Raw genomic sequence first — 23,996 nt, forward strand, 5'->3', positions numbered from 1 at the left:
ACGACTGCTTCGGAGCGCACCAAATGTCGGCAGTCAGTCTGAAGCAGCTGTCTCCGTGTCCCCGCGTTGACCGTCGAGGGAAAGCCGTGCGGCATTGGAGAGCAGGCATCCAAGGGGCGTGTTGCCTCTGGCTCTCGGCGCCGGCCTATTCTTGAGCATTTTTTGCCTCTAGCCCTCGCGGAATATGCGCAAGCAGCTATTAAATAAGTAGCAATTCAAGCGTGCTCCCCGCATATCTCAACCCGCCTATTCCCTTTTCCCCCGCGTAAACAGCGTCACCAACAAGGGGAGCAGCGCTAGCGTAAACAAGGCGCACATGGCTGCCACCCAGAGCGGGTAGCCGTCGGGGTTGCCCAGGGCGAAGTACTTGAGCGCTACGTAGCCCAGGGTCAGCGCCATGAGTAGGCTGACGCCAGGCAAGAAGATGCGGAACAAGAACATGGTGCCGAAGGCCGCTACGCCTGCCATGGGGCGACCCAGTGCGTACCAGAGGGTGGCCCACAAGAAGTAGCCTAGGATGAACAGCATGACGCAGGACCCCAGCCACAGGCCCACGCTGCGGGGGCTGAGTTCGGTGGCGGATCTGTCGCCTGGCGCGTACACCACCGTGAGCCGGCTCCCTTCACGCGGCACGTTGGTGGAGGCCACCGAGTTGGGCAACTCCAGCGTTTCTCCATCGGGCCCGGTGAAGCGCACTTGGGCCGTGTGCATCATGCGCTGGCCCCGCACGGTGCGGCCATGGGAGTCTTTTTCTTCGTAATCGCGCAATTCGGAGGTATAACCCACCACGGTGGCGCGGTAGCTGGGTTTGGTGGCCAAGGCGTAGAGCGCCTGGCCGGTCAAGTAGGTGAAGGGCACGAACAAGGCGAGCAAGGCAAAGATGATGATGACGAGCAGCGCGCTGCCGCCTTTCTTGCCGGAACTGCGCCGCGACACGCGCCGCCCCAGCCAGACCGCAGCCGCCAGGAAGGCGGCGCTGCTGGTCAGAAAGACGACACCGGCGGAGGTTAGTTGCATGGTTGCGACCGATCTGATCGGTTGAAGGGAGGCAGCATCAAGCGGCTGGTTCGGTGGCCAGTTTTGCCGCCTGCCAAGCAGCAATGCCGCCATCGAGGTAGCGCGCGTTCAACCCCATCACGTGCAGCACGGTGGTCAGGCCTTGGCTGATCTCTTGGCCGTGCGCGCAGTACAGCACCACCGGCACATCTTTGGGGACTTGGTCTTTCCAGTCCAGCCACTGGGCCGGATTGTGCCAGGCGCTGCGGGCAATCTGGGTGCCGTCGCGCAGGCGTGCGCTGTCGCGCCGCACGTCCAGCAAGGTCAGGGCCTGCCCTTGCGCTTGGAGCTGGGCGAGTTCGGTGGCGGTGATGGCGTCCATGGGCGTCTCCTAGGGAAAAAGTGACAACAGCAAGCCGACCAGTGCGCACGCCGCAATGACGTGCATCACGTTGCGTTTGTAGCGGAACAGCGCGATAGCGGCACCCAATGCAATCAGCGCGGCTACCGCATCAAATGTGCCGGCAAAGCCTTGCGGCCACAACACGTGGTAGCCAAAAAACAGCGTGAGGTTGACGATCACGCCCACCACCGCAGCGGTGATGCCGTTGAGCGGCGCGGTGAACTTCACATCGTTGTGGGTGCTCTCCACCAGCGGGCCGCCGGCCAGGATGAAGATGAAGGACGGCAGGAAGGTGAACCAGGTGACCAGGCAGGCGGCCATGGCACCGGCCAGAAACAGCTGGTCAGGCCCCAGCACCGCTTTGGCATACGCACCCACAAACGCCACAAAAGCCACCACCATGATCAGTGGCCCTGGCGTGGTTTCGCCCAGCGCCAGGCCGTCGATCATTTGGGTGGGGGTGAGCCAGCCGTAGTGGCCCACCGCGCCCTGGTACACATAAGGCAGCACCGCATAGGCCCCGCCAAAGGTGAGCAGGGCTGCTTTGGTGAAGAACCAGCCCATTTGCGTGAAGGTGTGGTCCCAGCCCAGACCCCAGGTCAGCGCGCCCATGGGCAGCGCCCACAGCACGGCACCTGCCAGCACCACTATGGCCAGGCGGCCGCCATGGAAGCGGGCGTGGGCCGGTGTGGGGGTGTGGTCGTCCATCAGCGCGGCACCAAAATGTTTGGCCGCGGCGCCGTGCCCGCCCGTGCTGTTGAACAGGGCGGGCGCCCAGCGCCCACCGGCGTAGCCCAGCAAAGCCGCGCCCAGCACGATGAGCGGGAAGGGCACTTGCAGCGCAAAGATGGCCACGAACGAGGCTGCGGCAATGCCCCACAAGGCCTTGTTTTTGAGCGAGCGCGCGCCGATGCGGTGTGCCGCCTGCAGCACGATGGCCGTCACCGCGGGCTTGATGCCGTAGAACATGCCGGCCACCCAGCCCACGTCGCCAAAGGCGATGTAGACCCAGGACAGGCCGACCAGAATGAATAACGAGGGCAGCACAAACAGCGCCCCCGCCATCACGCCGCCCCAGGTGCGGTGCATGAGCCAGCCTATGTAGGTGGCGAGCTGTTGCGCCTCCGGGCCGGGCAGCAGCATGCAATAGTTGAGTGCGTGCAAAAAACGCTTCTCCGAAATCCAGCGCCGCCGCTCCACCAGTTCGGTGTGCATGATGGCAATCTGCCCGGCAGGCCCACCAAAGCTCACAACGCCCAGCTTCAGCCAGAAGGCAAAGGCCTGCCAAGGCGACACGGACAGCGGTGCTTCGGTGGGGGCGGTATCCTTGGTGGATGCTTGGGCATTCATAGTCGGATAGTCTAAGCGGTTTGTGCCTCTAGCCCTCGTGGAATATGCGCAAACAGCTATCAAAATCAGAGCAAAAAGGAATATGCAAATGAGCGATTTGTCTGCCTTCCATATCACCGCCAAATGGCCCGCCCAGCACCCGGACCGCCTGCAGCTGTATTCACTGCCCACGCCCAATGGCGTGAAGGTGAGCATTGCGCTGGAAGAGCTGGGCTTGCCCTACGAGCCGCACCTGGTCAGCTTCCAGACCAACGACCAGCTCACGCCCGAGTTCATGTCGCTCAACCCCAACAACAAGATCCCCGCCATCATTGACCCCCACGGTCCCGGCGGCCAGCCGCTGGCGCTGTTCGAGTCCGGCGCCATCCTGATCTACCTGGCCGAGAAAACCGGGCAGCTGATGTCGAAGGACCCGGCCCAGCGCTACGAGACCATCCAGTGGGTGATGTTCCAGATGGGCGGCATTGGGCCCATGTTTGGCCAGCTCGGTTTCTTCCACAAATTTGCCGGCAAAGACTTTGAGGACAAACGCCCGCGCGACCGCTACGTGGCCGAGAGCAAGCGCCTGCTGGGTGTGCTGGACAAGCACTTGGCCGGCCGCGACTGGATCATGGGCGCGGACTACAGCATTGCCGACATTGCCATCTTCCCCTGGGTGCGCAACCTGATCGGCTTCTATGGCGCGGGTGAGCTGGTGGGTTTTGCCGACTTTCCCGAGGTGGCGCGTGTGCTGGCTGCGTTTGTGGCGCGGCCAGCGGTCGAGCGTGGGCTGACCATTCCAGCCTGAGCCAATTCAGGCATCATTGCCGTGCCGAGAGGCGGTGGGCACCCCCACCGCGCTGCAGAAAGGTCGCCGTGAATTCTTCAGACGCTGAAAACTCTGACGTATCCAGTTTTTCCATTGCCCGCCAGCACATCGTCGACGCTGACAAGTCCATCGTGGGCTACGAGCTGTTCAACCGCTCGCAGGGGGACCGGGCGCACACGCTGGCCAGCGATGTGTCGCTGGTGCTCAACGTCATGGCGCAGAGCAGCAGCAAGCTGGTCAATGGCCAGGCCGACCTTTTCATCAACGCCACGCATGAGAGCCTGACTGGCTCGCACTGGGACTTTTTGGTGCCCCAGCGCACCATCATCGAGGTGCCGCCCTTCCCCGGCCATGATGCTGCGGGTATTGAGGAGGCGCGCCTGAAGATGATGACGCTGCGCAAGCGCGGCTTCCGGCTGGCCTTCAACCACACGGTGGTGGCACCGGTCTACAAGTCCTGGCAAGGCATTGCTGATTTTGTGAAGGTGGACGTACGCGCCATCGACCCCGCCAAACTCAAGGCGCTGGTGGACGCCATCCACAGCCGCACGGGTGCCATTGCCGTGGCCGAGAAGGTGGAGAGTGCGGCGCAGTTTGAGGTGTTCCGTGACATCGGGTTTCACTTCTTCCAGGGCTACTGGTTCTCCAAGCCCGAGGTGCTCAAGAGCCAGGTGGTTAGCCCCAGCCAGGCCAGTGCTGCCAACCTGTTCAACAAGCTGCGCAGCGAGGCCGATGTGGACGAGATCGAGCTCGCCATCAAGAAGGACGCGGCGCTGGGCTACAACCTGCTGCGTCTCATCAACTCCGCCGGACTGGGCCTTCGTACCAAGATCACGTCCATCCGCCAGGCGGTGATGCTGCTGGGCAACGAGCGCCTGCAGCGCTGGGCTGCCATGCTGATGACGGCGGGGGTGGACGGCAAGCCCAGTCTCGCTGGCAATATGGCCGTGGTGCGCGCCAAGATGATGGAGCTGCTGGGTGCCAAAACCTTATCGCCCGAGGAGCAGGAGGAGGCGTTTCTGATTGGCCTCTTCTCTCTGCTGGACCGCATGCTGGGCTGTACGCTGGCCGAGGCCCTGTCCATGCTGGGGCTGGATGGCGCGATTACCGAGGCGCTGCTCCAGGGCTCTGGCAAATACATGGACCTGCTGGCCATGACCATTGCCTGCGAAATGGAAGACGCCACCATTTTTTCAGAGGCGGCACAGCGGCTGGAGCTCTCTTACCGCGAGATCAACGTGGCCCACATGGAAGCCATTGTCTGGGCCGATGCGGTGTACCAGTAGGGAGTCTCAGGGCACCAGCGTGGTCGGCACCGCCTGCGCCAGCAGCGCGGGGTAATCGCGGCTGAAGTGCAGGCCGCGGCTTTCGTGCCGGGCCTGGGCACTCTTCACGATCAGGTCGGCCACCTGCACCAGGTTGCGCAGCTCCAGCAGGTCGCGGCTCACATGGAAGTGGGCGTAAAACTCCTGAATCTCGTCTTGCAGCAGTGCAATGCGGTGGGCGGCGCGGTCCAGGCGTTTGTTGGTGCGCACAATGCCCACGTAGTCCCACATGAAGCGGCGCAGCTCGTCCCAGTTGTGCGAGATCACCACCGATTCATCGGAGTCGGTCACGCGGCTGTCGTCCCAAGCGGGCAACTGGCGGGGGGCATTGGTGCTGCCGTTGGCAAGCTCGTTTGCTATCAAAGTAGTAGCTGCTCGCGCAAATACCATGCACTCCACCAGCGAATTCGATGCCAGACGGTTGGCGCCGTGCAAGCCGGTGCAAGCGGTTTCACCCACGGCATACAGGCCCGCCACATCGGTGCGCGCGTCCAGGTCGGTCACCACGCCACCACAGGTGTAGTGCGCAGCGGGTACCACCGGGATGGGCTGCTTGGACATGTCGATGCCCAGCTCCAGACAACGCGCGTAGATGTTGGGGAAGTGCTCTTGAATGAACGCCAGGGGCTGGTGCGAGATGTCGAGGTAGACGCAATCGAAGCCGCCTTTTTTCATCTCGAAGTCAATTGCGCGTGCCACCACGTCACGCGGTGCCAGCTCGGCACGTGGGTCGTGCGCGGGCATGAAGCGGGTGCCGTCGGGCAGCAGCAGGCGGCCACCTTCGCCACGCACGGCTTCGCTGATCAAAAAGCTCTTGGCGTGCGGGTGGTACAGGCAGGTGGGGTGGAATTGGATGAATTCCATGTTCTGCACGCGGCAGCCCGCGCGCCAGGCGGCGGCAATGCCGTCGCCCGTGGCGGTGTCGGGGTTGGTGGTGTAGAGGTAGACCTTGCCCGCACCGCCCGTGGCCAGGATGGTGTGTGGCGCCTGGAAGGTCAGCACCTCGTCGGTGTCGTCGTCCAGCGCGTACAGGCCCACGCAGCGGTTCTCGCCCGGCTGGCCCAGTTTGGCGGTGGTGATCAGGTCCACCAGCGTGTGGTGTTCAAACAGCGTCACGTTGGGGCTGGCTTTGACTTGTTCGATCAGCGTTTGTTGTACGGCGGCGCCCGTGGCATCGGTCACGTGCACGATGCGTCGCGCACTGTGGCCGCCTTCGCGGGTGAGGTGCAACTGCCCGGCGTGGCCTGCCTCCTCCGAGAAGGGCACGCCCAGCTTTTGCAGCCAGGCAATCGACTGCGGCGCGTTTTCCACGACAAACTGCGTGGCCTTGAGGTCGCACAGGCCGGCGCCGGCCACCAGCGTGTCGTCCACGTGGGCGGCAAAGCTGTCGTCCTTGTCCCACACGGCGGCAATGCCACCTTGCGCCCAGCCACTGCTGCCTTCGCGCACGGCCCGTTTGGTGAGTATGGCCACCTTGTGGGTAGACGCCAGCAAGAGTGCGGCGCTGAGCCCGGCCAAGCCGCTGCCCACGATGAGCACATCAAATTGCAGAGAAGAAGAGGTAATAGCGGACATGCAAAAAGGTAGTGGATTGAGACGCTGCGCTAGCCTTGGGCGTCGTGCACCGCCAGCTCCAAGGCTTGGGCCAGCGTGGGGCTGAGGTTTTCGGGGCCCAGGGCCTCGATCACACCACAGCGCAGCAAAATGTCCTGCGGCTGGAACGCCAGCCCGCAGGCGATAAACCGCACACCCCGCTTGTGGCAGGTGCGCACCAGGTCGGCCACCGTATCGGCGCCTGACGAGTCGATGTAGAGCACATTCTTGAAGTCCAGCACCAGCACGCGCTGGGGTAGCCGGTCTTCCAGCGTTTCGATCAGTTTGACCGCGCCAAAAAAGATGGCGCCGTGCAGCCGGTAGGCCGCCACGCGTGCCTCCAGCCCGGCCAGTGGCTGGTAGTCGTGTGTGCTGACCTGCTCGCAGCGCGAGAGGCTGGAGATGCGGTAGATGAAGGTGACGCAGGCCGCCACCAGGCCAACTTCCACCGCCACTGTGAGGTCAAACACCACGGTCAGAAAAAACACCGCCAACAGCGTGGCGCGGTAGGGCAAGCGGTACTGGCGCAGGTGCACAAACTCGCGCCACTCGCCCATGTTCCAGGCCACAAACATCAGGATGGCGGCCATGGCCGCCAGCGGAATGTTGTGTGCCAGCGGTGCGGCCACCAGCACTACCAGCAAGAGTGTGGCCGCATGCACCATGCCGGCCACCGGGCTGGTGGCGCCGCTTTTGGCATTGGTTACCGTGCGGGCAATGGTGCCGGTGGCGGGCATGCCACCAAAAAACGGCGTCACAAAGTTGGCAATGCCTTGGGCCATCAGCTCCTGGTTGGGGTTGTGGCGGTCGTCGATGATGCTGTCGGCAATACGTGCGCACAGCAATGATTCAATCGCGCCCAACAGCGCCAGCGTGAAGGCCGGCAGCAACAAAAAGCGCGCGGTTTCCCACGAAAATTCGGGCCAGTCCAGCGTGGGCAGGCTGCTGGGCACGCCGCCAAACCGGGTGCCAATGGTTTCCACCGGAATGCCGCTGACGCTGACCAGAAGCGTGGCCAGCACCAGCGCCACGATGGAGCCTGGCACCAGCGTCCACTTGCGCGCCCAAGCCCGTGTGTTTGCCAGCCGCGGCACAGCCCATTGCCAGCCCACGATCAGACCCAGGCAGGCCAGCGCCAGCAGGGTGGCGTACCCGTTGATGGTGTGCAGTGACTGGAAGATGGTTTGCACAATGCCAAAGAAATTGCCCGGCATTTGGGGTACTTGCAACCCCAGGAATTCTTTGACCTGCGACACCGCAATCAGCACCGCGATGCCATTGGTAAACCCAATCACCACCGAGATGGGAATGAAGCGCACCAGCGTGCCCAGCTTGAACAGGCCAAACGCAAACAGCATGACGCCCGACATGGCCGTGGCAATGATCAGGTTGGCCAGGCCATAACGCTCCACGATGCCATACACGATGACGATGAAGGCGCCCGCCGGTCCGCCAATCTGCACACGGCTGCCACCCAGGGCCGAGATCAGAAATCCCGCAATGATGGCGGTGAACAGCCCTGCCTCGGGCTTGAGCCCACTGGCAATGGCAAAGGCCATGGCCAGCGGCAGCGCCACCACGCCCACCGTGAGGCCGGCCCCCACATCGCCCCAAAACCGCTGGCGGGAATAGCCCTGTAAAGCCTGCAAGAGCTTGGGGCGAAATTCCAACGGAGCTTGCATGCGGTGCGAGGGCAGGGGCGGGTTTGGCGTGCCTTAGTGGATGCGCATGCCGGGCTGGGCGCCGGGCCAGGGGGTGAGGACGTGGATGCCGGGTTGTGCGGCTTCGTCCGCATGGCTGGCCGCCAAGACCATGCCTTCGCTGATGCCGAACTTCATCTTGCGCGGCGCCAAGTTGGCCACCAGCACGGTGAGCTGGCCCACTAGATCTTCGGGCTTGTACATGCTGGCAATGCCGCTGAACACATTGCGCGTGGTGGGCTGGCCCTCGGCGTTCTTCTCACCCACATCAAGGGTCAGGCGGAGCAGCTTGGTGGAGCCCTCGACGGCTTCGCAGTTCACGATTTTTGCGATGCGCAGGTCGATCTTGGCGAAATCGTCAATGCCGATGGTGGGCGCCAGTGCCTCGCCACCGGGGGCGTTGGGGTCAGCAGGCACCGCTGAGGGCGCTGATTTCGCTACCTTTTTAGGAGCTGCTTGCGCAGGTTCCTCTTGGGTTACAGACTCTTTTGGCTCAAAAAGTGCGTCCAGTTGCTCGGGGGTGACGCGTTGCATCAGGTGCTGGTAGGGCTGGATGGACTGCACGTCGCCCGCCACTGTCCACTGCTGCATGCTCTGGCCCACAAAACCTTCCACGGCTTGCGCCAAGCCAGGCAGCACCGGAGCCAAGTAGCGGGTCAGCGCGGTAAAGGCGTTGATCAGCACGGAACAAACTTCATGCAGCTGCGCGTTGTTGGCGACGTCCTTGGCCAGATCCCAGGGCTTGTTCTGGTCCACATAGGCGTTGACCTTGTCGGCCAGCAGCATGATCTCGCGCGTGGCCTTGCTGTACTCGCGGGCCTCGAAGCTGGCAGCCAGTCCGTCAGCGGCACCACGAATCTCGGCCAGCAGGGCGGCGCCGGTGGCACCAAAGCTGGTGCTGAGCTTGCCGTCAAAACGCTTGGTGATAAAGCCCGCCGCACGCGAAGCAATGTTCACGTACTTGCCAATCAAATCGCTGTTCACCCGTGCCATGAAGTCGTCGGCGTTGAAGTCGATGTCTTCATTGCGCGCGCTCAGCTTGGCCGCCAGGTAGTAGCGCAGCCATTCGGCGTTCATGCCCAGGCTCAGGTACTTGAGTGGGTCCAGGCCGGTGCCGCGGCTCTTGCTCATCTTCTCGCCGTTGTTCACGGTCAGGAAGCCGTGCACGAACACGTTATTGGGCGTCTTGCGGCCGCTGAACTTAAGCATGGCGGGCCAGAAGAGCGTGTGGAAGGTGACGATGTCTTTGCCGATGAAGTGGTACTGCTCGGTATCAGAAGCTGCCATGTACTCTTCAAAGCTGCGCGTGTCGCCGTGCTTGGCTTTGGGGCCGCCTTTGTCGAACCAGTTCTTGAGCGACGCCAAGTAGCCTACAGGCGCGTCGAGCCACACATAAAAGTACTTGCCCGGCGCATCGGGAATCTCGATGCCGAAGTAGGGCGCATCGCGGCTGATATCCCAGTCGCCCAAGCCTTCGCTCTGGGTGCCGTCCGGGTTGGTGCGCACGCTGAACCACTCCTTGATCTTGTTGGCCACTTCGGGCTGCAGCCGCGGCTTGCCAGTTTCATCAGGGCCTTGTGTCCACTTCTCCAAGAATTCCACGCAGCGTGGGTCGGAGAGCTTGAAGAAGAAGTGCTCGGAGTTCTTCAACTCGGGCTTGGCACCAGAGAGGGCCGAGAATGGGTTGATCAGGTCAGTGGGCGCGTAGACCGAGCCGCAGACCTCGCAGTTGTCGCCGTACTGGTCTTTGGCGTGGCACTTGGGGCATTCGCCCTTGATGTAGCGGTCCGGCAGGAACATGTTCTTCTCGGGGTCGAAGAACTGCTCAATGGTGCGCACTTCAATCAGGCTGCCATCGGCGCGGTCGCGCAGGTCGCGGTAGATCTGGCGGGCCAGCTCGGTGTTTTCGGGCGAATGGGTGCTGTGCCAGTTGTCGAAGCTGATGTGGAAGCCGTCCAGGTACTGCTTGCGTCCGGCGGCAATGTCGGCCACGAACTGCTCGGGTGTCTTGCCGGCCTTTTCGGCCGCAATCATGATGGGCGCGCCGTGGGTGTCGTCTGCGCCCACAAAGTTGACCGCGTTGCCCTGCATGCGCTGGAACCGCACCCAGATGTCGGCCTGGATGTATTCCATGATGTGGCCGATGTGGAAGTTGCCGTTGGCGTAGGGTAGGGCGGTGGTAACGAAGAGTTGGCGGGGCATGGGGAAATCGACTTTCACAGAGGAACCGGTGATTTTAGTCGGGGGTGGGGTGGCCTGCCGCCAGTACGGGCTCAGGAGCGGGGCGGCTGGCTGTTTTGCTCCGTGTCCCCCGCCCGCTGTGCGGGCTCCTCCTTTACCTGCGCAAAACAACCAGCCACCCCGCTCCCGAAGTGACTTGGTGTGTAGGCCCGTGAAACTCCCCCTTCGTAGCGGCAGGTTTGGGGTGCGTGCCGCAGCGAGGTCAAGGAGGAGCCCGCTGGAGCGGGCGGGGGACACGAGCGGAGGAACGTACCCCAAGCCTGCTGCGGGCTCAGCAAAAACGCAGGAGCTAAAAGAAACTCAGTCCTTAAACACCGGCACCCGTTTCTGCATGTTCGCCGTCATGGCCTCGGTCAGGTCCTTGCTCATCAGCATGGCGGCGTTCCAAGTGGCGATGTAGTTCAGGCTGTCAGCCACGCTGTGGTCGCGGGCGTAGCTGATCATCTCTTTGGTGCCGCGGATCGACAGAGGAGACTTGGCCGCAATGGTGGCGGCAATCTCCTGCACACCCACGTAGAGAGCTTCGCGGCTTTCAAACACCCGGTTCACCAGGCCAATCTGCTTGGCCTCATCAGAATCCATCTTGCGGCCGGTGTAGGCCAGTTCGCGGGTGATGCCATCGCCCACCAGCTTTGGCAGGCGCTGCAGAGTGCCCACGTCGGCAGTCATGCCGATGTCGATTTCTTTGATGCAAAAGTAGGCGTCGGCGCTGGCGTAGCGCATGTCGGCGCAGGTGACGAGGTCGATGCCACCCCCGATGCAGCCGCCGTGGATAGCAGCCAGCACCGGCTTGCGGCAGCGCTCCAGGCTGGTCAGCGTGTCCTGCATGTCCAGGATCACGCGGCGCATGGCTTCGCGGCTACGACCATCGCAGTCGTTGGCGATTTGCGCGCTCATGCCCATCATCATCTGCAGGTCGATGCCCGCGCAAAACAACTTGCCTTCGCCTTGCAGCACGGCCACGCGCGCCTCGGGCGTGCGGTCCACCCACTCGAAAGCTTGGCGAATCTCTTGCCACATGGTGGCACTCATAGCATTGGCTTTGTCGGGCCGGTTCAGGCGCACGGTGGCGATGTGCGCGTCCAGCGTGACGCTGAGGGTTTCAAACTGCATAGTGTCTCCTGTTTATGAGTGTTTTTGGCTGCTAGCCCCCATGGAATGTGCGCGAGCAGCTATTGTTTTTATAGTGTTGATGAATCCAGCCTTCAGGTCTTGGCTGGCTTCATCATGGCCAGATAGGGCGCCAAGCGCTTGCCCATCTCGTCGCCCAGCGCTTGCAGGCCGCTCATGGGGCGCACCATCACTTCAAAATCAGTGATCTTGCCCTCGGCGTCGAACTGCACCATGTCAATGCCCTTGAGTTCTTTGCCGTTGACCTTGGCGCTGAACTCCAGCACCAGGCTGTGTCCGTCCGCGCTTGCCAGCTCGCGGTGGTATTGGAAGTCTTCAAACACCTGAATCACGTTGCTCAAGATGACTTGCACTGCCTGCGCGCTGGGGTAGGGCGTGTGCGCCATGGGCGAACGGAACACGGCCTTGCGGTGCAGGATGCTGGGCAGTTCGCCCAAGTTTTTGGAATCGATCATCTCGTGCCACAGCTTCAGGCTGGCAGCCACCGGTGCGGGCAGGGTTTGCGCCAACGTGGGGGCAGCGCCTGCTTCAGCAGCCTGAGCAGGCACAGCACCAAACGCCAAAGCCAGCTCGGTGCCTTGCTTGATGGCGCGCTTGGCATCCAGCTCGGCAGCTACATCAGCGCCGCCTATCAGGTGCACGTTGACGCCTGCGGCTTGCAGGTCAGCCTGCAGCGCGCGCTGCGGGTCTTGGCCGGCGCAGACCACTACGTTGTCTACCGGCAGCACCATGTCCTTGTCGCCCACGGTGATGTGCAGGCCGGCGTCGTCCACTTTGCGGTAGGTCACGCCGTTGATCATTTCCACCTCGCGGTTCTTGAGCGAGGTGCGGTGAATCCAGCCTGTGGTCTTGCCCAGGCCGTCGCCCACTTTGCTGGTCTTGCGCTGCAGCAGGTAGACCTTGCGCGGTGTCTTCTCGATGTGCGCGGGCTTCAAGCCACCAGCGCTGGCATATGCAGTGTCCACGCCCCACTCAGCGAAGAATTTGGCTTGGTCCAGGCTGGGGCTGGTGCCTTCGTGCAGCAGGAACTCGGCGGTATCGAAGCCGATGCCGCCTGCGCCAATCAGTGCCACAGTTTTGCCGACGGGCTTTTTGTCGCGCAGCACGTCCAGGTAGCCCAGCACTTTGGGGTGAGTAATGCCTTCAATCTCAGGCATGCGTGGTGTTACGCCGGTGGCCAGCACCACGTGCTTGAAGCCGGCGGCTGTCAGGTCTTGTGCGCTGACTTTTTGATTCAGCTGCAGCTTCACGCCGGTCAGCTCAATCTGCTTGCCGAAGTAACGCAGCGTCTCGTAGAACTCTTCTTTGCCGGGCACTTGCTTGGCCACGTTGAACTGGCCACCGATTTCGCTGGCAGCGTCAAACAGCGTCACCTCAAAGCCGCGCTTGGCAGCTTCGGTCGAAAAGGCCAAACCGGCCGGGCCTGCGCCCACCACGGCAATGCGCTCTTTGCTGGGGGCGGGGCTGTCCACCATCAGGGTTTCGTGACAGGCGCGCGGGTTCACCAGGCAGCTGGTGATCTTGCCGCCAAAGGTGTGGTCCAGGCAGGCCTGGTTGCAGCCGATGCAGGTGTTGATCTGGTCGGCTTTGCCCTCAGCCGCCTTTTGCACAAACAACGGGTCGGCCAGGAAGGGGCGGGCCATGCTCACCATATCGGCCTGGCCGCTGCTGAGGATTTGCTCGGCCACTTCAGGCGTGTTGATGCGGTTGGTGGCAATCAGCGGAATCTTCACCTTGCCTTTGAGCTGCTCGGTGACCCAGGCAAACGCGGCGCGTGGCACTTTGGTGGCGATGGTGGGAATGCGGGCTTCGTGCCAGCCAATGCCGGTGTTCAGGATGGTGACGCCAGCGGCTTCCAAAGCCTGGGCGAGCTGCACCACTTCTTCTTTGGTTGAGCCGCCTTCCACCAAGTCCAGCATGGAGAGGCGGAAGATGATGATGAAGTTAGCGCCCACCCGTGCGCGCGTCTTGCGCACGATCTCCAGGGCAAAGCGGATGCGGTTCTCGTAGCTGCCACCCCACTCGTCGTCGCGCTGGTTGGTTTGCTTGGCAATGAACTCGTTGATAAGGTAACCCTCAGAGCCCATGATCTCCACACCGTCGTAGCCCGCGCTTTGGGCCAGGGCCGCCGCGTTGGCGTAATCCTCAATGGTCTGGCTCACTTCTTCCGTGGTCAGCGCATGGGGGCGGAATGGGCTGATGGGCGCCTTGAGGGCGCTGGGTGCCACCAGTTCGGGGTGGTAGGCGTAGCGGCCGAAGTGCAGGATCTGCATGCAAATCTTGCCGCCCGCAGCGTGCACGGCGTCGGTCACCACCTTGTGCTTGTCGGCTTCCTTTTGCGTGGTCATGGCTGCACCCCCGGGCATGGGGCGGGCGCGGTCGTTGGGGGCAATGCCGCCGGTCACGATCAGGCCTACACCGCCCTTGGCGCGCTCGGCGTAAAAGGCGGCCATGCGGGTGAAACCGTCTTTGGCTTCTTCCAGGCCCACGTGCATGGAGCCCATGAGCACCCGGTTTTTCAGGGTGGTAAAGCCCAAATCCAGAGGGGCGAGCATGTGGGGGTAGGTGAGCGTGGCAGTCATGGGTGTCTCCTGTTATGTGTTCGGGTGGCCGGCCGTTACCAAGTCACGCGCGGCTATGCAACCAGTTGCAGTGTAGAAGTCTAGCCAGATTTATGCAACTGGTTGCATAGTTAGAGTGCTGCCCTTAGACTCGCCCGCATGTCGCTTGCCCATGCCGTGCTCACATCGTTGATTGAAAAACCTTCCTCAGGGTACGAGCTGGCGCGGCGGTTTGACAAGTCCATTGGCTACTTTTGGCACGCCACGCACCAGCAGATTTACCGCGAACTGGCCCGCATGGAAGAGAAGGGTTGGATCGTCTCTGACAGCGCGCCCGACGCCGGAGCCACCCGCAAGCGGGAGTACAAGGTGCTGCCGGACGGCCGGGCCGAACTGGTGCGCTGGACCAGCGAGCCTGCTGCGCCTATGGATTTGCGGGATGAGTTCACAGTCAAAATCCGCGCCGATGCCGCTTTGAATGAAGTGGACTTGAGTGATGAACTCCGCGCCCGCATTGCCCAGCACACCGAGCGGTTAGCGCATTACCGCGCGATAGAGGCGCGCGACTTTGCTCGGGGGGATGCGATGCCGCGGGCGAAGCGGCTGCAGCATCTGATCCTGAAGAAGGGGATCATGTTTGAGGAGGGCAGCATTGCCTGGGCGCGGGAGGCTTTGGCAGTGTTGGAGGTGTCGGCGGGTGCCGCAAAACCAATAATATTGAATGACTAATTAGGGGGGCGCAATGGGAGATCAAATTGGAAAGTTCATTTTCGAACTTCTGGCCTATGGAGGGGGATCAACCGCACTGGCATATATCATCTTTAAGACGCTTGGTGATAGATGGCTCGAAAACAAGTTCAAGGAACGGCTGAAGTTAGTTGAGCACGGTTATTCGGTTGAGCTGTCCAAGCTCAAACAGAGATTGGATACAGCCGCGAATGGACTCAATCGTATTCATCAGAAGGAATTCGAGGTATTGCCAGAAGCGTGGGGTCTTCTCGACGAAGCTATGGGCACTCTCAAATGGGTCGTATCGCCGATGCAGTCCTACCCAGACGTTTCAAGGATGAGCGAGGAAGACTGGAGCGACTTTATTGAAGGTGTTGAGGCATTCGGCAAGGCAAATAAGCGCTACCTGCTTGGCGTGCACACTGAATATCGACAGAGAGAGTACAACCGTCTCTACGATGCGCATAAAAATTGGCTGGCAGAGAAAGCTATTCGGGATTTTCATGTGTATGCGACGCGCCACAGCATTTTCCTTCCCGAGGAACTGCGAGTTCAGTTTGATGCAATCAAGAGCTTGCTTTGGTCGGCGAGTGTGGCGAAGTCCGTTGGTGGCCAAGCAGCTGATTGGAAATTGCAGCAGGAGGGGTGGAAAAAGTTAGAGGAGCAAGCAGAGCCACTTTTTGATGAGATCCGCAAGGCCATCCAAGTTCGAATTGCAAAACAGATGGAGTTGGACCTCTCAGGCTTGAATATGGTGAAGGTCGACTGAGAGGACGTGCAGTTTCCCTTATGACTGAGTCTCCAATAACAAAGCCCGGAAATGCCGGGCTTTGTTACTTTAAGCAGTACCTAGCGGGCAATACTGAAAGGCAAGCAAATTAAGCTGCCAGCTTCGCAATTCCATTGGCTGCTTCAGCCAACGCTTCCGCCTTCTTGGCGTCGCCCATGGCCACGCCTTCGGCGCGCACAAAGCGCACGTCGGTGATGCCCAGGAAGCCGAACACGGTTTGCAGGTAGCTCTCTTGGTGTTCAGCAGCACGGCCCCAGTCGTTGGTGGAATACACACCGCCGCGGGTGGAGGCCACGATCACGGTTTTGCCGCCGGCCAGACCTTGGGGGCCGGTTTCGGTGTACTTGAAGGTGCGGCCGACTTGGGCAATGCGGTCCACCCAGGCCTTGAGCTGGCTGGGGATGCTGAAGTTGTACAGCGGGGCACCCACCACGATCACATCGGCGGCCAGGAACTGGGTCACCAGCGCCTCAGAGATGACGTTTTCACGCTTCTGCACATCCGTTTGTTCAGCACCAGCGGGGGCGCGGAAGCCCAAGGAGTCGGCAGACAGGTGGCTGGGCGTGTCCACGGCCAGGTCCAGGTATTCCACGGTGGTGCCGGGGTGGTTGCTGACCCACTGGGTCACGGTGTCTTTGGTCAGTTGGCGGGAGACAGAGTGTGCGCTCAGGATGCTGGAGTCGATGTGCAAGAGTTTCATGACAGGTCCTTTGATGAGGTTGGTTCGATGGAACTAGTGTCATTGAAAGCTTAATGTTTGATAAGTCAGCATATTTGCGTTAGATTGTCCTGAAATTGGAACAATGAAGGGCGCTTATGCAAGACACCAATGACATGCTGTACTTTGCCGAGGTAGTGGAGCGGGGTGGCTTTGCCGCTGCCGGGCGGCATTTGGGCATTCCCAAATCCAAGCTCTCGCGCCGCGTGGCCGAGCTGGAAACCCGGCTGGGTGTGCGCCTGTTGCAGCGCACCACGCGCAAGCTTTCAGTCACCGAGGTGGGCGAGGTGTATTTGCGCCACTGCATTGCCATGCGCGATGCCGCGGAGGCGGCCGCCGAGGCAGTGGAGCAGGTGCAGACTGAGCCACGCGGCACCATTCGGATTGCCTGCCCGGTGACGCTGGCCCAAAGCACGGTGGGGCCCATCATGGCGCTGTTTTTGGCGCGCCACCCGCTGGTGAAGGTGGACATGCGGATCAGCAACCGCGTAGTGGACCTGGTGGAAGAGGGCGTGGATGTAGCGCTGCGTGTGCGCCCTTCGCTGGACGACAGCGGCAGCCTGGTGGTGAAGAAGTTGGGCGAGTCCAACACGGTGCTGGTGGCCAGTCCGCTGCAGCTGGAGCGGCAGGGGCAGCCTGTCTCGATTGATGACCTCGCGCGCATGGATACGATTTCCATGTCGGCCGTGGATGGCCGCGCCAGCCTTCTGTTGCGGGGGGCGGGTGGCGCCACGCACACCCTGGTGCACCAGCCGCGTTATGTGGCCGATGATTTGCTCACGCTCAAGTACGCTGCGTTGCAGGGCACGGGCATGTGTTTTTTGCCGGACTACATGTGTCGGCGCGAGATGGAGCAAGGCCGGCTGGTGCATGTGCTGCCGGGCTGGGCGCCGCCGCGCGGCATTTTCCATGCGGTGTACCCCTCGCGCCGCGGCATGGTGCCTGCGGTGCGGCGGTTTTTGGATTTTCTGGACGAACACACCAGCAACGAAGGCATGCCCGTGCTACCGCCAGGCTGCCCCTCCATCGACTGAGGCGGTGCGCAATCAGCGCAGGCGCAGCGGGTCCACGCGCCGCTCTGGCCGTGCGGAACTTTCCAGGGCGCCAGGCTCGGTGATGGCGTCGGGGTCGGTCCAGCCAAAAAACTTGCAGACCTCGGCCCGCTGGCGCTGCGCGTCCGCATATCCCAGCGCCATCAGTTCGCTGGTGTAGCCGCTTTCAAACAGCAGGTAGCTGGCCAAGGCCGCTCCTTTCACGTCAGCCTTCTGGGACGACACGCCCACGCCACCGAGCATGGTGCGCACAGCGTGGGGCAGGTCGCCCACGTGGCGCGAGGCCACGGCATCCAGCCGCTGGCTGGGCGCAATCAGCAGCAGCTCCACAGGTTTGAGTGCGCTGGCTTTGCGTGCCTCTTCGGGCACCAGCTTGATGGTCTGGTTGATACGCCGCACGCGCTCCACATCCACCGCCAAGGCATCCAAAAAGATGTTGGACAGCGCATGCCCCGCTATCTGGGCAATGCTGGGGTAGCTGCTGGTGGTGTGCAGGTGGGCTTCGTTCTTGGGCTCATGCATGCGACCGGCGCCAATCACAAGGATGCGCTCTGCACCCAGATGGATGGCGGGCGCTACTGGTGCGCTTTGCCGCATGGAGCCGTCGCCAAAGTATTCATTGCGCCCGTTGATGTGCAACTGCGTAGCCGGAAACACAAAGGGGATGGCGCTGGAGGCCAGCAGGTGCGCATGGGTGATGCGGTCGCGCACGGCAAAGCGCTGCGTGCGCATCCACGGCATGATGCGTTTGTCACCCTCAAAAAACGTGACGTGGTCACCCGTGCTGTAGCTCGACGCGGTGACGGCCAGCGCCTGCAGATGGCCTTGGCGCACTAGGTCTGGCAGCCTCTCCAGCGGCACCAGTTTTTGCAGCAGCTCGGCCAGGGGGGCGTTGTCCAGCAGGGAGCGGGGCTTGATACGCCGCCACTTGGCCAGCAACCAGCCCAGCGACAGCAGCGTGAGCCAGGTGGCGCCTGATCGGATCATGCTCAGGTGGTCGGCGCGGTAGACATCATGGGCGTGGAAGTTGCGCCAGGTGTGGGCAATCATGCGCACCGTGGCATCAAAGTTGTCGGTGCCACAGGCCAGGGCGGCGGCGTTGATGGCGCCGGCCGAGGTACCTGCAATGATGGGGAAGGGGTTGGGCTCGTCGCCCGCGCCACAGGCCAGGCGAATGTCGGCAATGGCTTCTAGCACACCCACTTGGTAGGCCGCGCGCGCGCCGCCGCCAGTCAGCAAGAGGCCATTGGCCGGCAGGGGTGGTGGGGTTTGCTCCATGCGGCCATTATGAAAAGACCGCCACGCTTGTAAACAACTAAATTCGGGGGGTTAACCCTAGCGATTGTTGGCCTCTCATGCACCCAATGCCCTTGCGGGCATGGGGTGGCCGCTAGACTCGGCGGATTCAGGAGTTTTCATGTCCGTCACCGTTCAAGCCATCCACGACGCCTTGCAAGGCGTCATCGACCCCAACACCCAGCACACCTTCGCCAGTGCCAAGGCGCTCAAGAACATCACCGTGCAAGGCGGCGATGTGCGCCTGGACCTGGAGCTGGGCTATCCCGCCAAGAGCCAGTGGCCCGCCATGGTGGAGGCGCTCAGCGCCGCCGCCAAGACCGTGCCCGGCGTCAGCAGCGTGACCATCACGCCCAGCACCAAGGTGATTCCCCACGCGGTGCAGCGCGGCGTGCAGCTGCTGCCGGGCGTGAAGAACATCGTGGCGGTGGCGTCGGGCAAGGGCGGCGTGGGCAAGAGCACCACCGCCGCCAACCTGGCTTTGGCGCTGGCCGCCGAGGGCGCCACCGTGGGCCTGCTGGACGCTGATATCTACGGCCCCAGCCAGCCCATGATGATGGGCATCGAAGGTCGCCCCGAGTCGTCTGACGGCAAGACCATGGACCCCATGCGCAACCACGGCGTGCAGGTCATGTCCATCGGCTTCTTGGTGGATGGCGACCAGGCCATGATTTGGCGCGGCCCCATGGCCACCCAGGCGCTGGAGCAGCTGTTGCGCCAGACCAATTGGCAAGACCTGGACTACCTCATCGTCGACATGCCGCCCGGCACCGGCGATATCCAGCTCACGCTGAGCCAGCGCGTGCCCATGACGGGCGCCGTGGTGGTGACCACGCCGCAGGACATTGCGCTGCTGGACGCTAAGAAGGGCATCAAGATGTTCGAGAAGGTGGGTGTACCGATTCTGGGCATCGTGGAAAACATGGCGGTGCATGTGTGCACCAACTGCGGCCATGTGGAGCACATCTTTGGCGCCGACGGCGGCAAGAAGATGGCCGCTGGCTATGGCATGGCCTACCTGGGCGCCTTGCCCCTGGCTCTGCATATTCGCGAACAGGCTGACAGCGGCCGCCCCACCGTGGTGGCCGAGCCTGAGGGTGACGTGGCCAAGCTCTACAAAGGCATGGCGCGCCAGGTAGCCGTCAAGATTGCGGCCCAGGCGAAGGATTTTTCCAGCAAGTTCCCCACTATCACCATCAGCAAGAACAGCTGAGCTGCACGTCCTATTCTCAGTCAAATAGGGTGCTTAACCTCGTGGATATTGCGCAATCAGCTACCAAAAACGTAGCGCTTGTGTAGTGTCCTTGCGCGCTTCACCGTGCGGTGTGCGGGTGGGGGTGCCCAGCGCCACCCAGCCCACCAGCGTCTCGCCGGGCTCGCAAAAGGCTTGGGCGATGTGCGGCGCGCGGGCCTTGTCGCCGCTGAGCATCTTGCCGGCAAAACCCAGCACATGGGCGGCGTTGAGGAAGTTGGTAACCGCGCCACCCACACACATCCATTGTTCATGCGCGGGCACCAGCGGGTGGCCCAGGTCGATGCGGGCCAATACCGCCACGGTCATGGGGGCGCGCAGCGCGCGCTCGCGCTCCATGGCCACGCCCTCCGCGTCCTTGCCCTTGCGGTGGGCATGTTCGGCAAACAGGTCGGCCAGGCGTTGGCGCGCATCGCCTTGCACCACCACGAAGCGAAACGGCACCAACTCGGCGTGGTCGGGCGCGCGCAGCGCAGCGGCCAGCATGCTCTGCAGCTGGGCAGCATCCGGGGCGGGGTCGGTCAGGTGCTTCACGCCCAGCGAGTAGCGACTGAGCAACGGGGCAAGGCCAGGGGGGGAAGAGGGCATGGGCAGAAGGCAATCCAAGGGTGCGTGTCCTCGGCTATGCTAGTTGGAATGATGACCACGCGCGGTCGCAAGGAGCCGCCATGAGCGAACAGAAAATTGAAGTGTACAAAGGCCCGGCCGGTGGTTGGGGCGCGCTGCGCAGTGTGGGCAATGCCCTGCTGCACCAAGACATTCCCCTCAAGGGAGCCAAGACCCTGCTATCTGCCAACCAGCCCGATGGCTTTGACTGCCCCGGCTGTGCATGGCCCGACCGCAACCACGCCTCCACCTTTGAATTTTGTGAAAACGGCGCCAAGGCCGTAGCCGCCGAGGCGACCGCACGCCGTGTAACGGCAGACTTTTTTGCGCAACACACCGTGGCCGAGCTGGCCACCTGGGGTGACTTTGCGCTGGAGGACCAAGGCCGCTTGACTGCGCCCATGGTCTACGACGCCACGACCGACCAATACCAGCCCATTGCCTGGGACGATGCCTTTGCACTGATTGCGAAGTATCTGAACGCGCTGCCGGACCCGAACCAGGCCATCTTCTACACCTCGGGCCGCGCCAGCAATGAAGCCGCATTTTTGTACCAGCTGTTTGTGCGCGAGTACGGCACCAACAACTTCCCCGATTGCTCCAATATGTGCCACGAGCCCAGTGGCACCGGCATGCGCGAGAGCGTGGGCGTGGGCAAGGGCACCGTCACGCTGGACGACTTCGAGCAGGCCGACGCCATTTTTATCTTTGGCCAAAACCCCGGCACCAACCACCCGCGCATGCTGGGTGAACTGCGCCAGGCCGCCAAGCGCGGCGCGCGCATCGTGAGCCTGAACCCGCTGCGTGAGCGCGGGCTGGAGCGCTTTGCCGACCCACAGGACAAACTGCAGATGGCCACGGGTGGCGACTCGCCCATCAGCACCCACTACTTCCAGTTAAAGATTGGTGGTGACTTTGCCTTTGTCAAAGGCATGATGAAACATCTGGTCGAGTTGCAGGACGCTGGCGAAGACGTGCTGGACCAGGCCTTCATTGCCGAGCACACCACAGGTTTTGATGCTCTGCTGGCCGACCTGCGCGCCGAGTCGTGGGCGTTGTTGGAAGCCGAATGCAGCTTGGCGCAGGAGCACATCCGCGCCGCTGCCGACGTCTACCGCCAGGCCAAAAGCGTGATCGCTTGCTGGGGCATGGGCATCACCCAGCATGCCAATTCGGTGGCCACCATCCAGATGATCGTCAACCTGCTGCTCATGCGCGGCAACATCGGCCGCCCCGGCGCCGGGCCTTGCCCCGTGCGCGGCCACAGCAATGTGCAGGGTGACCGCACCATGGGCATTTGGGAGGCGCCGCCCGTGGCGCTGCTGGACAAGCTGCAGAAGGTGTTTGGCTTTGAACCCCCGCGCGCCCACGGCTACAACACCGTGGAATCCATCCAGGCCATGCTCGACGGCAAAGGAAAGGTGTTTTTCGCACTCGGTGGCAACTTTGCTGCAGCCACGCCCGACACCGTGCAGACTTGGAAGGCGCTGCGCAACTGCGACCTGACCGTGCATGTGACCACCAAGCTCAATCGCAGCCACATCGTGCACGGCAAGGCCGCGCTCTTCTTGCCCTGCCTGGGCCGTACCGAGATCGACATGCAAGCCGGTGGCGTGCAGGGCGTGACGGTGGAAGATTCCATGAGCATGGTGCACATCTCGGTGGGCATCAACCCACCCGCGTCCGAGCACCTGCTGTCCGAGCCCGCCATCGTGGCCCGCCTGGCGGCCGCCACGCTGGGGGCGCGCAGCCAGACGCCCTGGCTCTGGCTGCTGGAAGACTACAGCCGCATCCGCGACAAGATCGAGGCCGTGTTCCCCGACTTCAAGGATTTCAATACCCGTGTGCAGGTGCCCGGCGGCTTCCGCTTGCGTAACACGGCCAGCGAACGGGTGTGGAACACCGCCAGCCACAAGGCCGTGTTCAAGACCCACGCGGTCCCCACCAGCACGCCGCTGCAGCGCGCACGCGAGCGCAAGGGTGATGCGATTGTGTTTGCGCTGATGACCACGCGCTCGCACGACCAGTACAACACCACCATCTATGGCGCGGACGACCGCTACCGCGGCGTGTATGGCCAGCGCCGCGTGGTGTTTGCCAATGCTGAAGACATCCGCGCGCTGGGCATGAAAGACGGCGACTGGATCGACTTCCAGACCGTGTGGGACGACGGCGAAGAGCGCCGTGCTGATGGCTTCAAGCTGGTGGCCTACAACATCCCGCGCGGCTGTGTGGCGGCGTATTACCCCGAGACCAACCCGCTGGTGCCGCTGTCTTCGGTGGCAGCCAATGCGGGTACGCCCACCTCCAAATGCATTCCCGTGCTCATGCTGCCGCACCAGCGCCAGGAGGCGCAGGCCGCGTGAGTGACGCGTTGTCGGCCGCATTGCTGCGCGTTTTGGCCGAGGAGGCCGCGCCAGTCTCGATTCCGCGCTTGGGCAAACGCCTGGGCGTGGGCGCCAGCGTGGTCATGCGCACCCTCACGCTGATGGGGGATGCGGTATTGGGTGGCCAGGCCGGTCCGGGCTGGGTGCATATGCGCAACGAGGATGGGCGCTGGGTGGCGGGTCTGACCGAGGCCGGACGCCAGCACTGTGCCCAGCAACGCCATGGATGACGTGGTGGACCTGCCCACACCGTTGAGCCGCAGCCCCGTGCTGCGCCAGCCCGAAGGCGTGCTGCTGAGCGACGCCTTGGCGGCCGAGGTCCCGGTTGCGCTGGTGTTCAACGGCATTTCACACGCGGTGATGATGGCCACGCCGCAAGACCTGGAGGCCTTTGCCCTGGGCTTTGCCCTGAGCGAGGGCATTCTGGACAGCGCCAGCCAATGCTTTGGCATGGACGTGCTGCCGGTTCAGATCGACGGTGGTGCAGCCTTGGAAGTGCAGTTGGAGATTGCTGCCCCTTGTTTTGCCCGTTTGAAAGACCAGCGCCGCAGCATGGCCGGCCGCACCGGCTGCGGCGTGTGCGGGCTGGACAGCTTGCAGGCATTGGACCTGGCGCCACCGCGCATGCCCGAAAAGCCCTGGGTACGCGACCTGCCCGCGGCGACCGTGTTGCGGGCGTTCGAGGCCATGGCGCCGCTGCAAGTACTCAATGCGGCCTGTGGCTCCCTGCACGCTGCGGCCTGGGCCACACCGGAAGGTGAGGTCACACTGCTGATGGAAGACGTAGGCCGCCACAATGCACTGGACAAACTGCTCGGTGCCGTGACACGCAGTGGCCAGATCAACCAGCCCGGCTGGGTGCTGATGAGCAGCCGTACCAGCCATGAACTGGTCCGCAAGTGTGTGCGCCTGCAGGTGCCGCTCTTGGCCACCATCTCGGCCCCGACAGACCTGGCCGTCGCCATGGCGCAGCGCACCGGCTTGCAGCTGTGGGGCCTGTGCCGCGCACCACGCGCCGTGCTCTACACGCCCTGAGCTCGGCCACTGCCTGCCCCCCA

Annotated in this window: 19 protein-coding genes and 1 pseudogene; 9 read left to right on the top strand and 11 right to left on the bottom strand. The window is 62.7% G+C overall.

Going from position 1 to position 23,996, the window contains the following annotated elements; genetic code table 11:
* Positions 1-246: 246 nt before the first annotated feature.
* The 3 genes from CHU94_RS10010 to chrA are packed head-to-tail and all read right to left on the bottom strand — an operon-like array spanning position 247 to position 2,749.
* Entirely contained in the window at positions 247-1,017 is a 771-nt protein-coding gene (locus CHU94_RS10010) for a DUF3592 domain-containing protein (RefSeq protein WP_094479411.1), read from the bottom strand.
* Positions 1,018-1,054: 37 nt separating this feature from the next.
* A complete protein-coding gene (locus CHU94_RS10015; RefSeq protein WP_094479413.1) occupies positions 1,055-1,378 on the bottom strand; it encodes a rhodanese-like domain-containing protein in 324 nt (107 codons plus the stop codon).
* A 9-nt stretch (positions 1,379-1,387) separates the two neighbouring features.
* Entirely contained in the window at positions 1,388-2,749 is a 1,362-nt protein-coding gene (chrA, locus tag CHU94_RS10020) for a chromate efflux transporter (protein ID WP_094479415.1), read from the bottom strand.
* Positions 2,750-2,837: 88 nt separating this feature from the next.
* Here chrA and CHU94_RS10025 point away from each other — a divergent pair, with 88 nt between their 5' ends.
* Both CHU94_RS10025 and CHU94_RS10030 read left to right on the top strand, forming a co-directional pair.
* Positions 2,838-3,536: a glutathione S-transferase N-terminal domain-containing protein gene (locus tag CHU94_RS10025; protein ID WP_094480981.1), complete on the top strand. Its 699-nt coding sequence runs from the start codon at positions 2,838-2,840 to the stop codon at positions 3,534-3,536.
* Positions 3,537-3,604: 68 nt separating this feature from the next.
* On the top strand, positions 3,605-4,843 hold the full coding sequence (locus CHU94_RS10030) for an EAL and HDOD domain-containing protein (RefSeq protein ID WP_094479417.1): 1,239 nt from the start codon (positions 3,605-3,607) through the stop codon (positions 4,841-4,843).
* A gap of 6 nt (positions 4,844-4,849) precedes the next feature.
* Here the strand turns inward: CHU94_RS10030 and nadB are convergent, their stop codons facing one another.
* The 5 genes and pseudogenes from nadB to CHU94_RS10055 form a co-directional block, all read right to left on the bottom strand.
* Positions 4,850-6,457: an L-aspartate oxidase gene (gene nadB, locus CHU94_RS10035; protein ID WP_094479419.1), complete on the bottom strand. Its 1,608-nt coding sequence runs from the start codon at positions 6,455-6,457 to the stop codon at positions 4,850-4,852.
* A gap of 29 nt (positions 6,458-6,486) precedes the next feature.
* Positions 6,487-8,157 carry a SulP family inorganic anion transporter gene (locus tag CHU94_RS10040; RefSeq protein ID WP_094479421.1) on the bottom strand — a complete coding sequence of 557 codons (1,671 nt, stop codon included), beginning with the start codon at positions 8,155-8,157 and terminating at the stop codon, positions 6,487-6,489.
* Between the two features lie 33 nt (positions 8,158-8,190).
* Positions 8,191-10,377: a methionine--tRNA ligase gene (metG, locus tag CHU94_RS10045; protein WP_094479423.1), complete on the bottom strand. Its 2,187-nt coding sequence runs from the start codon at positions 10,375-10,377 to the stop codon at positions 8,191-8,193.
* Positions 10,378-10,716: 339 nt separating this feature from the next.
* A complete protein-coding gene (locus CHU94_RS10050; RefSeq protein WP_094479425.1) occupies positions 10,717-11,529 on the bottom strand; it encodes a crotonase/enoyl-CoA hydratase family protein in 813 nt (270 codons plus the stop codon).
* 575 nt (positions 11,530-12,104) lie between these two features.
* Positions 12,105-14,129 (bottom strand): annotated as a pseudogene (locus tag CHU94_RS10055) (FAD-dependent oxidoreductase); the annotation flags it as partial.
* 138 nt (positions 14,130-14,267) lie between these two features.
* Between CHU94_RS10055 and CHU94_RS10060 the strand changes: the two are divergent.
* Together CHU94_RS10060 and CHU94_RS10065 are read left to right on the top strand one after the other, a co-directional pair.
* Complete coding sequence (locus CHU94_RS10060; protein WP_094479429.1) at positions 14,268-14,837, top strand: PadR family transcriptional regulator; 570 nt, start codon at positions 14,268-14,270, stop codon at positions 14,835-14,837.
* A 13-nt stretch (positions 14,838-14,850) separates the two neighbouring features.
* A complete protein-coding gene (locus tag CHU94_RS10065; protein WP_094479431.1) occupies positions 14,851-15,606 on the top strand; it encodes a hypothetical protein in 756 nt (251 codons plus the stop codon).
* 109 nt (positions 15,607-15,715) lie between these two features.
* On the opposite strand, the gene CHU94_RS10070 is transcribed toward CHU94_RS10065, so the two are convergent.
* Complete coding sequence (locus CHU94_RS10070) at positions 15,716-16,327, bottom strand: FMN-dependent NADH-azoreductase (RefSeq protein WP_094479433.1); 612 nt, start codon at positions 16,325-16,327, stop codon at positions 15,716-15,718.
* Between the two features lie 116 nt (positions 16,328-16,443).
* Between CHU94_RS10070 and CHU94_RS10075 the strand changes: the two genes are divergently transcribed.
* Entirely contained in the window at positions 16,444-17,379 is a 936-nt protein-coding gene (locus CHU94_RS10075; protein WP_094479435.1) for a LysR family transcriptional regulator, read from the top strand.
* Positions 17,380-17,391: 12 nt separating this feature from the next.
* On the opposite strand, the gene CHU94_RS10080 is transcribed toward CHU94_RS10075, so the two are convergent.
* Positions 17,392-18,675, bottom strand: coding sequence for a patatin-like phospholipase family protein (locus tag CHU94_RS10080; RefSeq protein WP_094479437.1), 1,284 nt, complete (start codon positions 18,673-18,675; stop codon positions 17,392-17,394).
* Positions 18,676-18,814: 139 nt separating this feature from the next.
* Here CHU94_RS10080 and apbC point away from each other — a divergent pair, with 139 nt between their 5' ends.
* Complete coding sequence (gene apbC / locus CHU94_RS10085) at positions 18,815-19,906, top strand: iron-sulfur cluster carrier protein ApbC (RefSeq protein WP_094479439.1); 1,092 nt, start codon at positions 18,815-18,817, stop codon at positions 19,904-19,906.
* Between the two features lie 60 nt (positions 19,907-19,966).
* On the opposite strand, the gene CHU94_RS10090 is transcribed toward apbC, so the two are convergent.
* Complete coding sequence (locus CHU94_RS10090) at positions 19,967-20,533, bottom strand: nitroreductase (RefSeq protein ID WP_094479441.1); 567 nt, start codon at positions 20,531-20,533, stop codon at positions 19,967-19,969.
* Positions 20,534-20,613: 80 nt separating this feature from the next.
* On the opposite strand from CHU94_RS10090, the gene CHU94_RS10095 reads away from it, so the two are divergent.
* From CHU94_RS10095 to fdhD, 3 genes are read left to right on the top strand one after another with little or no spacing between them, the layout of a single operon-like run.
* Positions 20,614-22,917: an FdhF/YdeP family oxidoreductase gene (locus tag CHU94_RS10095; RefSeq protein ID WP_094479443.1), complete on the top strand. Its 2,304-nt coding sequence runs from the start codon at positions 20,614-20,616 to the stop codon at positions 22,915-22,917.
* Complete coding sequence (locus CHU94_RS10100) at positions 22,914-23,168, top strand: hypothetical protein (RefSeq protein ID WP_255033912.1); 255 nt, start codon at positions 22,914-22,916, stop codon at positions 23,166-23,168. Before CHU94_RS10095 ends, CHU94_RS10100 begins: the two co-directional genes overlap by 4 nt.
* Entirely contained in the window at positions 23,146-23,973 is an 828-nt protein-coding gene (fdhD, locus tag CHU94_RS10105) for a formate dehydrogenase accessory sulfurtransferase FdhD (RefSeq protein WP_255033913.1), read from the top strand. Before CHU94_RS10100 ends, fdhD begins: the two co-directional genes overlap by 23 nt.
* The last annotated feature ends 23 nt before the right edge of the window (positions 23,974-23,996 follow it).

The organism is Rhodoferax sp. TH121, assembly GCF_002251855.1.
Classification (GTDB): Bacteria; Pseudomonadota; Gammaproteobacteria; order Burkholderiales; family Burkholderiaceae_C; genus Allorhodoferax.

What these genes read in the sequence shown, in the direction of transcription:
- CHU94_RS10010 (WP_094479411.1), bottom strand. Translation starts at nt 1,017, where the DNA reads ATGCAACTAACCTCCGCCGGTGTCGTCTTTCTGACCAGCAGCGCCGCC.
- CHU94_RS10015 (WP_094479413.1), bottom strand. Translation starts at nt 1,378, where the DNA reads ATGGACGCCATCACCGCCACCGAACTCGCCCAGCTCCAAGCGCAAGGG.
- chrA (WP_094479415.1), bottom strand. Translation starts at nt 2,749, where the DNA reads ATGAATGCCCAAGCATCCACCAAGGATACCGCCCCCACCGAAGCACCG.
- CHU94_RS10025 (WP_094480981.1), top strand. Translation starts at nt 2,838, where the DNA reads ATGAGCGATTTGTCTGCCTTCCATATCACCGCCAAATGGCCCGCCCAG.
- nadB (WP_094479419.1), bottom strand. Translation starts at nt 6,457, where the DNA reads ATGTCCGCTATTACCTCTTCTTCTCTGCAATTTGATGTGCTCATCGTG.
- CHU94_RS10040 (WP_094479421.1), bottom strand. Translation starts at nt 8,157, where the DNA reads ATGCAAGCTCCGTTGGAATTTCGCCCCAAGCTCTTGCAGGCTTTACAG.
- metG (WP_094479423.1), bottom strand. Translation starts at nt 10,377, where the DNA reads ATGCCCCGCCAACTCTTCGTTACCACCGCCCTACCCTACGCCAACGGC.
- CHU94_RS10050 (WP_094479425.1), bottom strand. Translation starts at nt 11,529, where the DNA reads ATGCAGTTTGAAACCCTCAGCGTCACGCTGGACGCGCACATCGCCACC.
- CHU94_RS10060 (WP_094479429.1), top strand. Translation starts at nt 14,268, where the DNA reads ATGTCGCTTGCCCATGCCGTGCTCACATCGTTGATTGAAAAACCTTCC.
- CHU94_RS10065 (WP_094479431.1), top strand. Translation starts at nt 14,851, where the DNA reads ATGGGAGATCAAATTGGAAAGTTCATTTTCGAACTTCTGGCCTATGGA.
- CHU94_RS10070 (WP_094479433.1), bottom strand. Translation starts at nt 16,327, where the DNA reads ATGAAACTCTTGCACATCGACTCCAGCATCCTGAGCGCACACTCTGTC.
- CHU94_RS10075 (WP_094479435.1), top strand. Translation starts at nt 16,444, where the DNA reads ATGCAAGACACCAATGACATGCTGTACTTTGCCGAGGTAGTGGAGCGG.
- CHU94_RS10080 (WP_094479437.1), bottom strand. Translation starts at nt 18,675, where the DNA reads ATGGAGCAAACCCCACCACCCCTGCCGGCCAATGGCCTCTTGCTGACT.
- apbC (WP_094479439.1), top strand. Translation starts at nt 18,815, where the DNA reads ATGTCCGTCACCGTTCAAGCCATCCACGACGCCTTGCAAGGCGTCATC.
- CHU94_RS10090 (WP_094479441.1), bottom strand. Translation starts at nt 20,533, where the DNA reads ATGCCCTCTTCCCCCCCTGGCCTTGCCCCGTTGCTCAGTCGCTACTCG.
- CHU94_RS10095 (WP_094479443.1), top strand. Translation starts at nt 20,614, where the DNA reads ATGAGCGAACAGAAAATTGAAGTGTACAAAGGCCCGGCCGGTGGTTGG.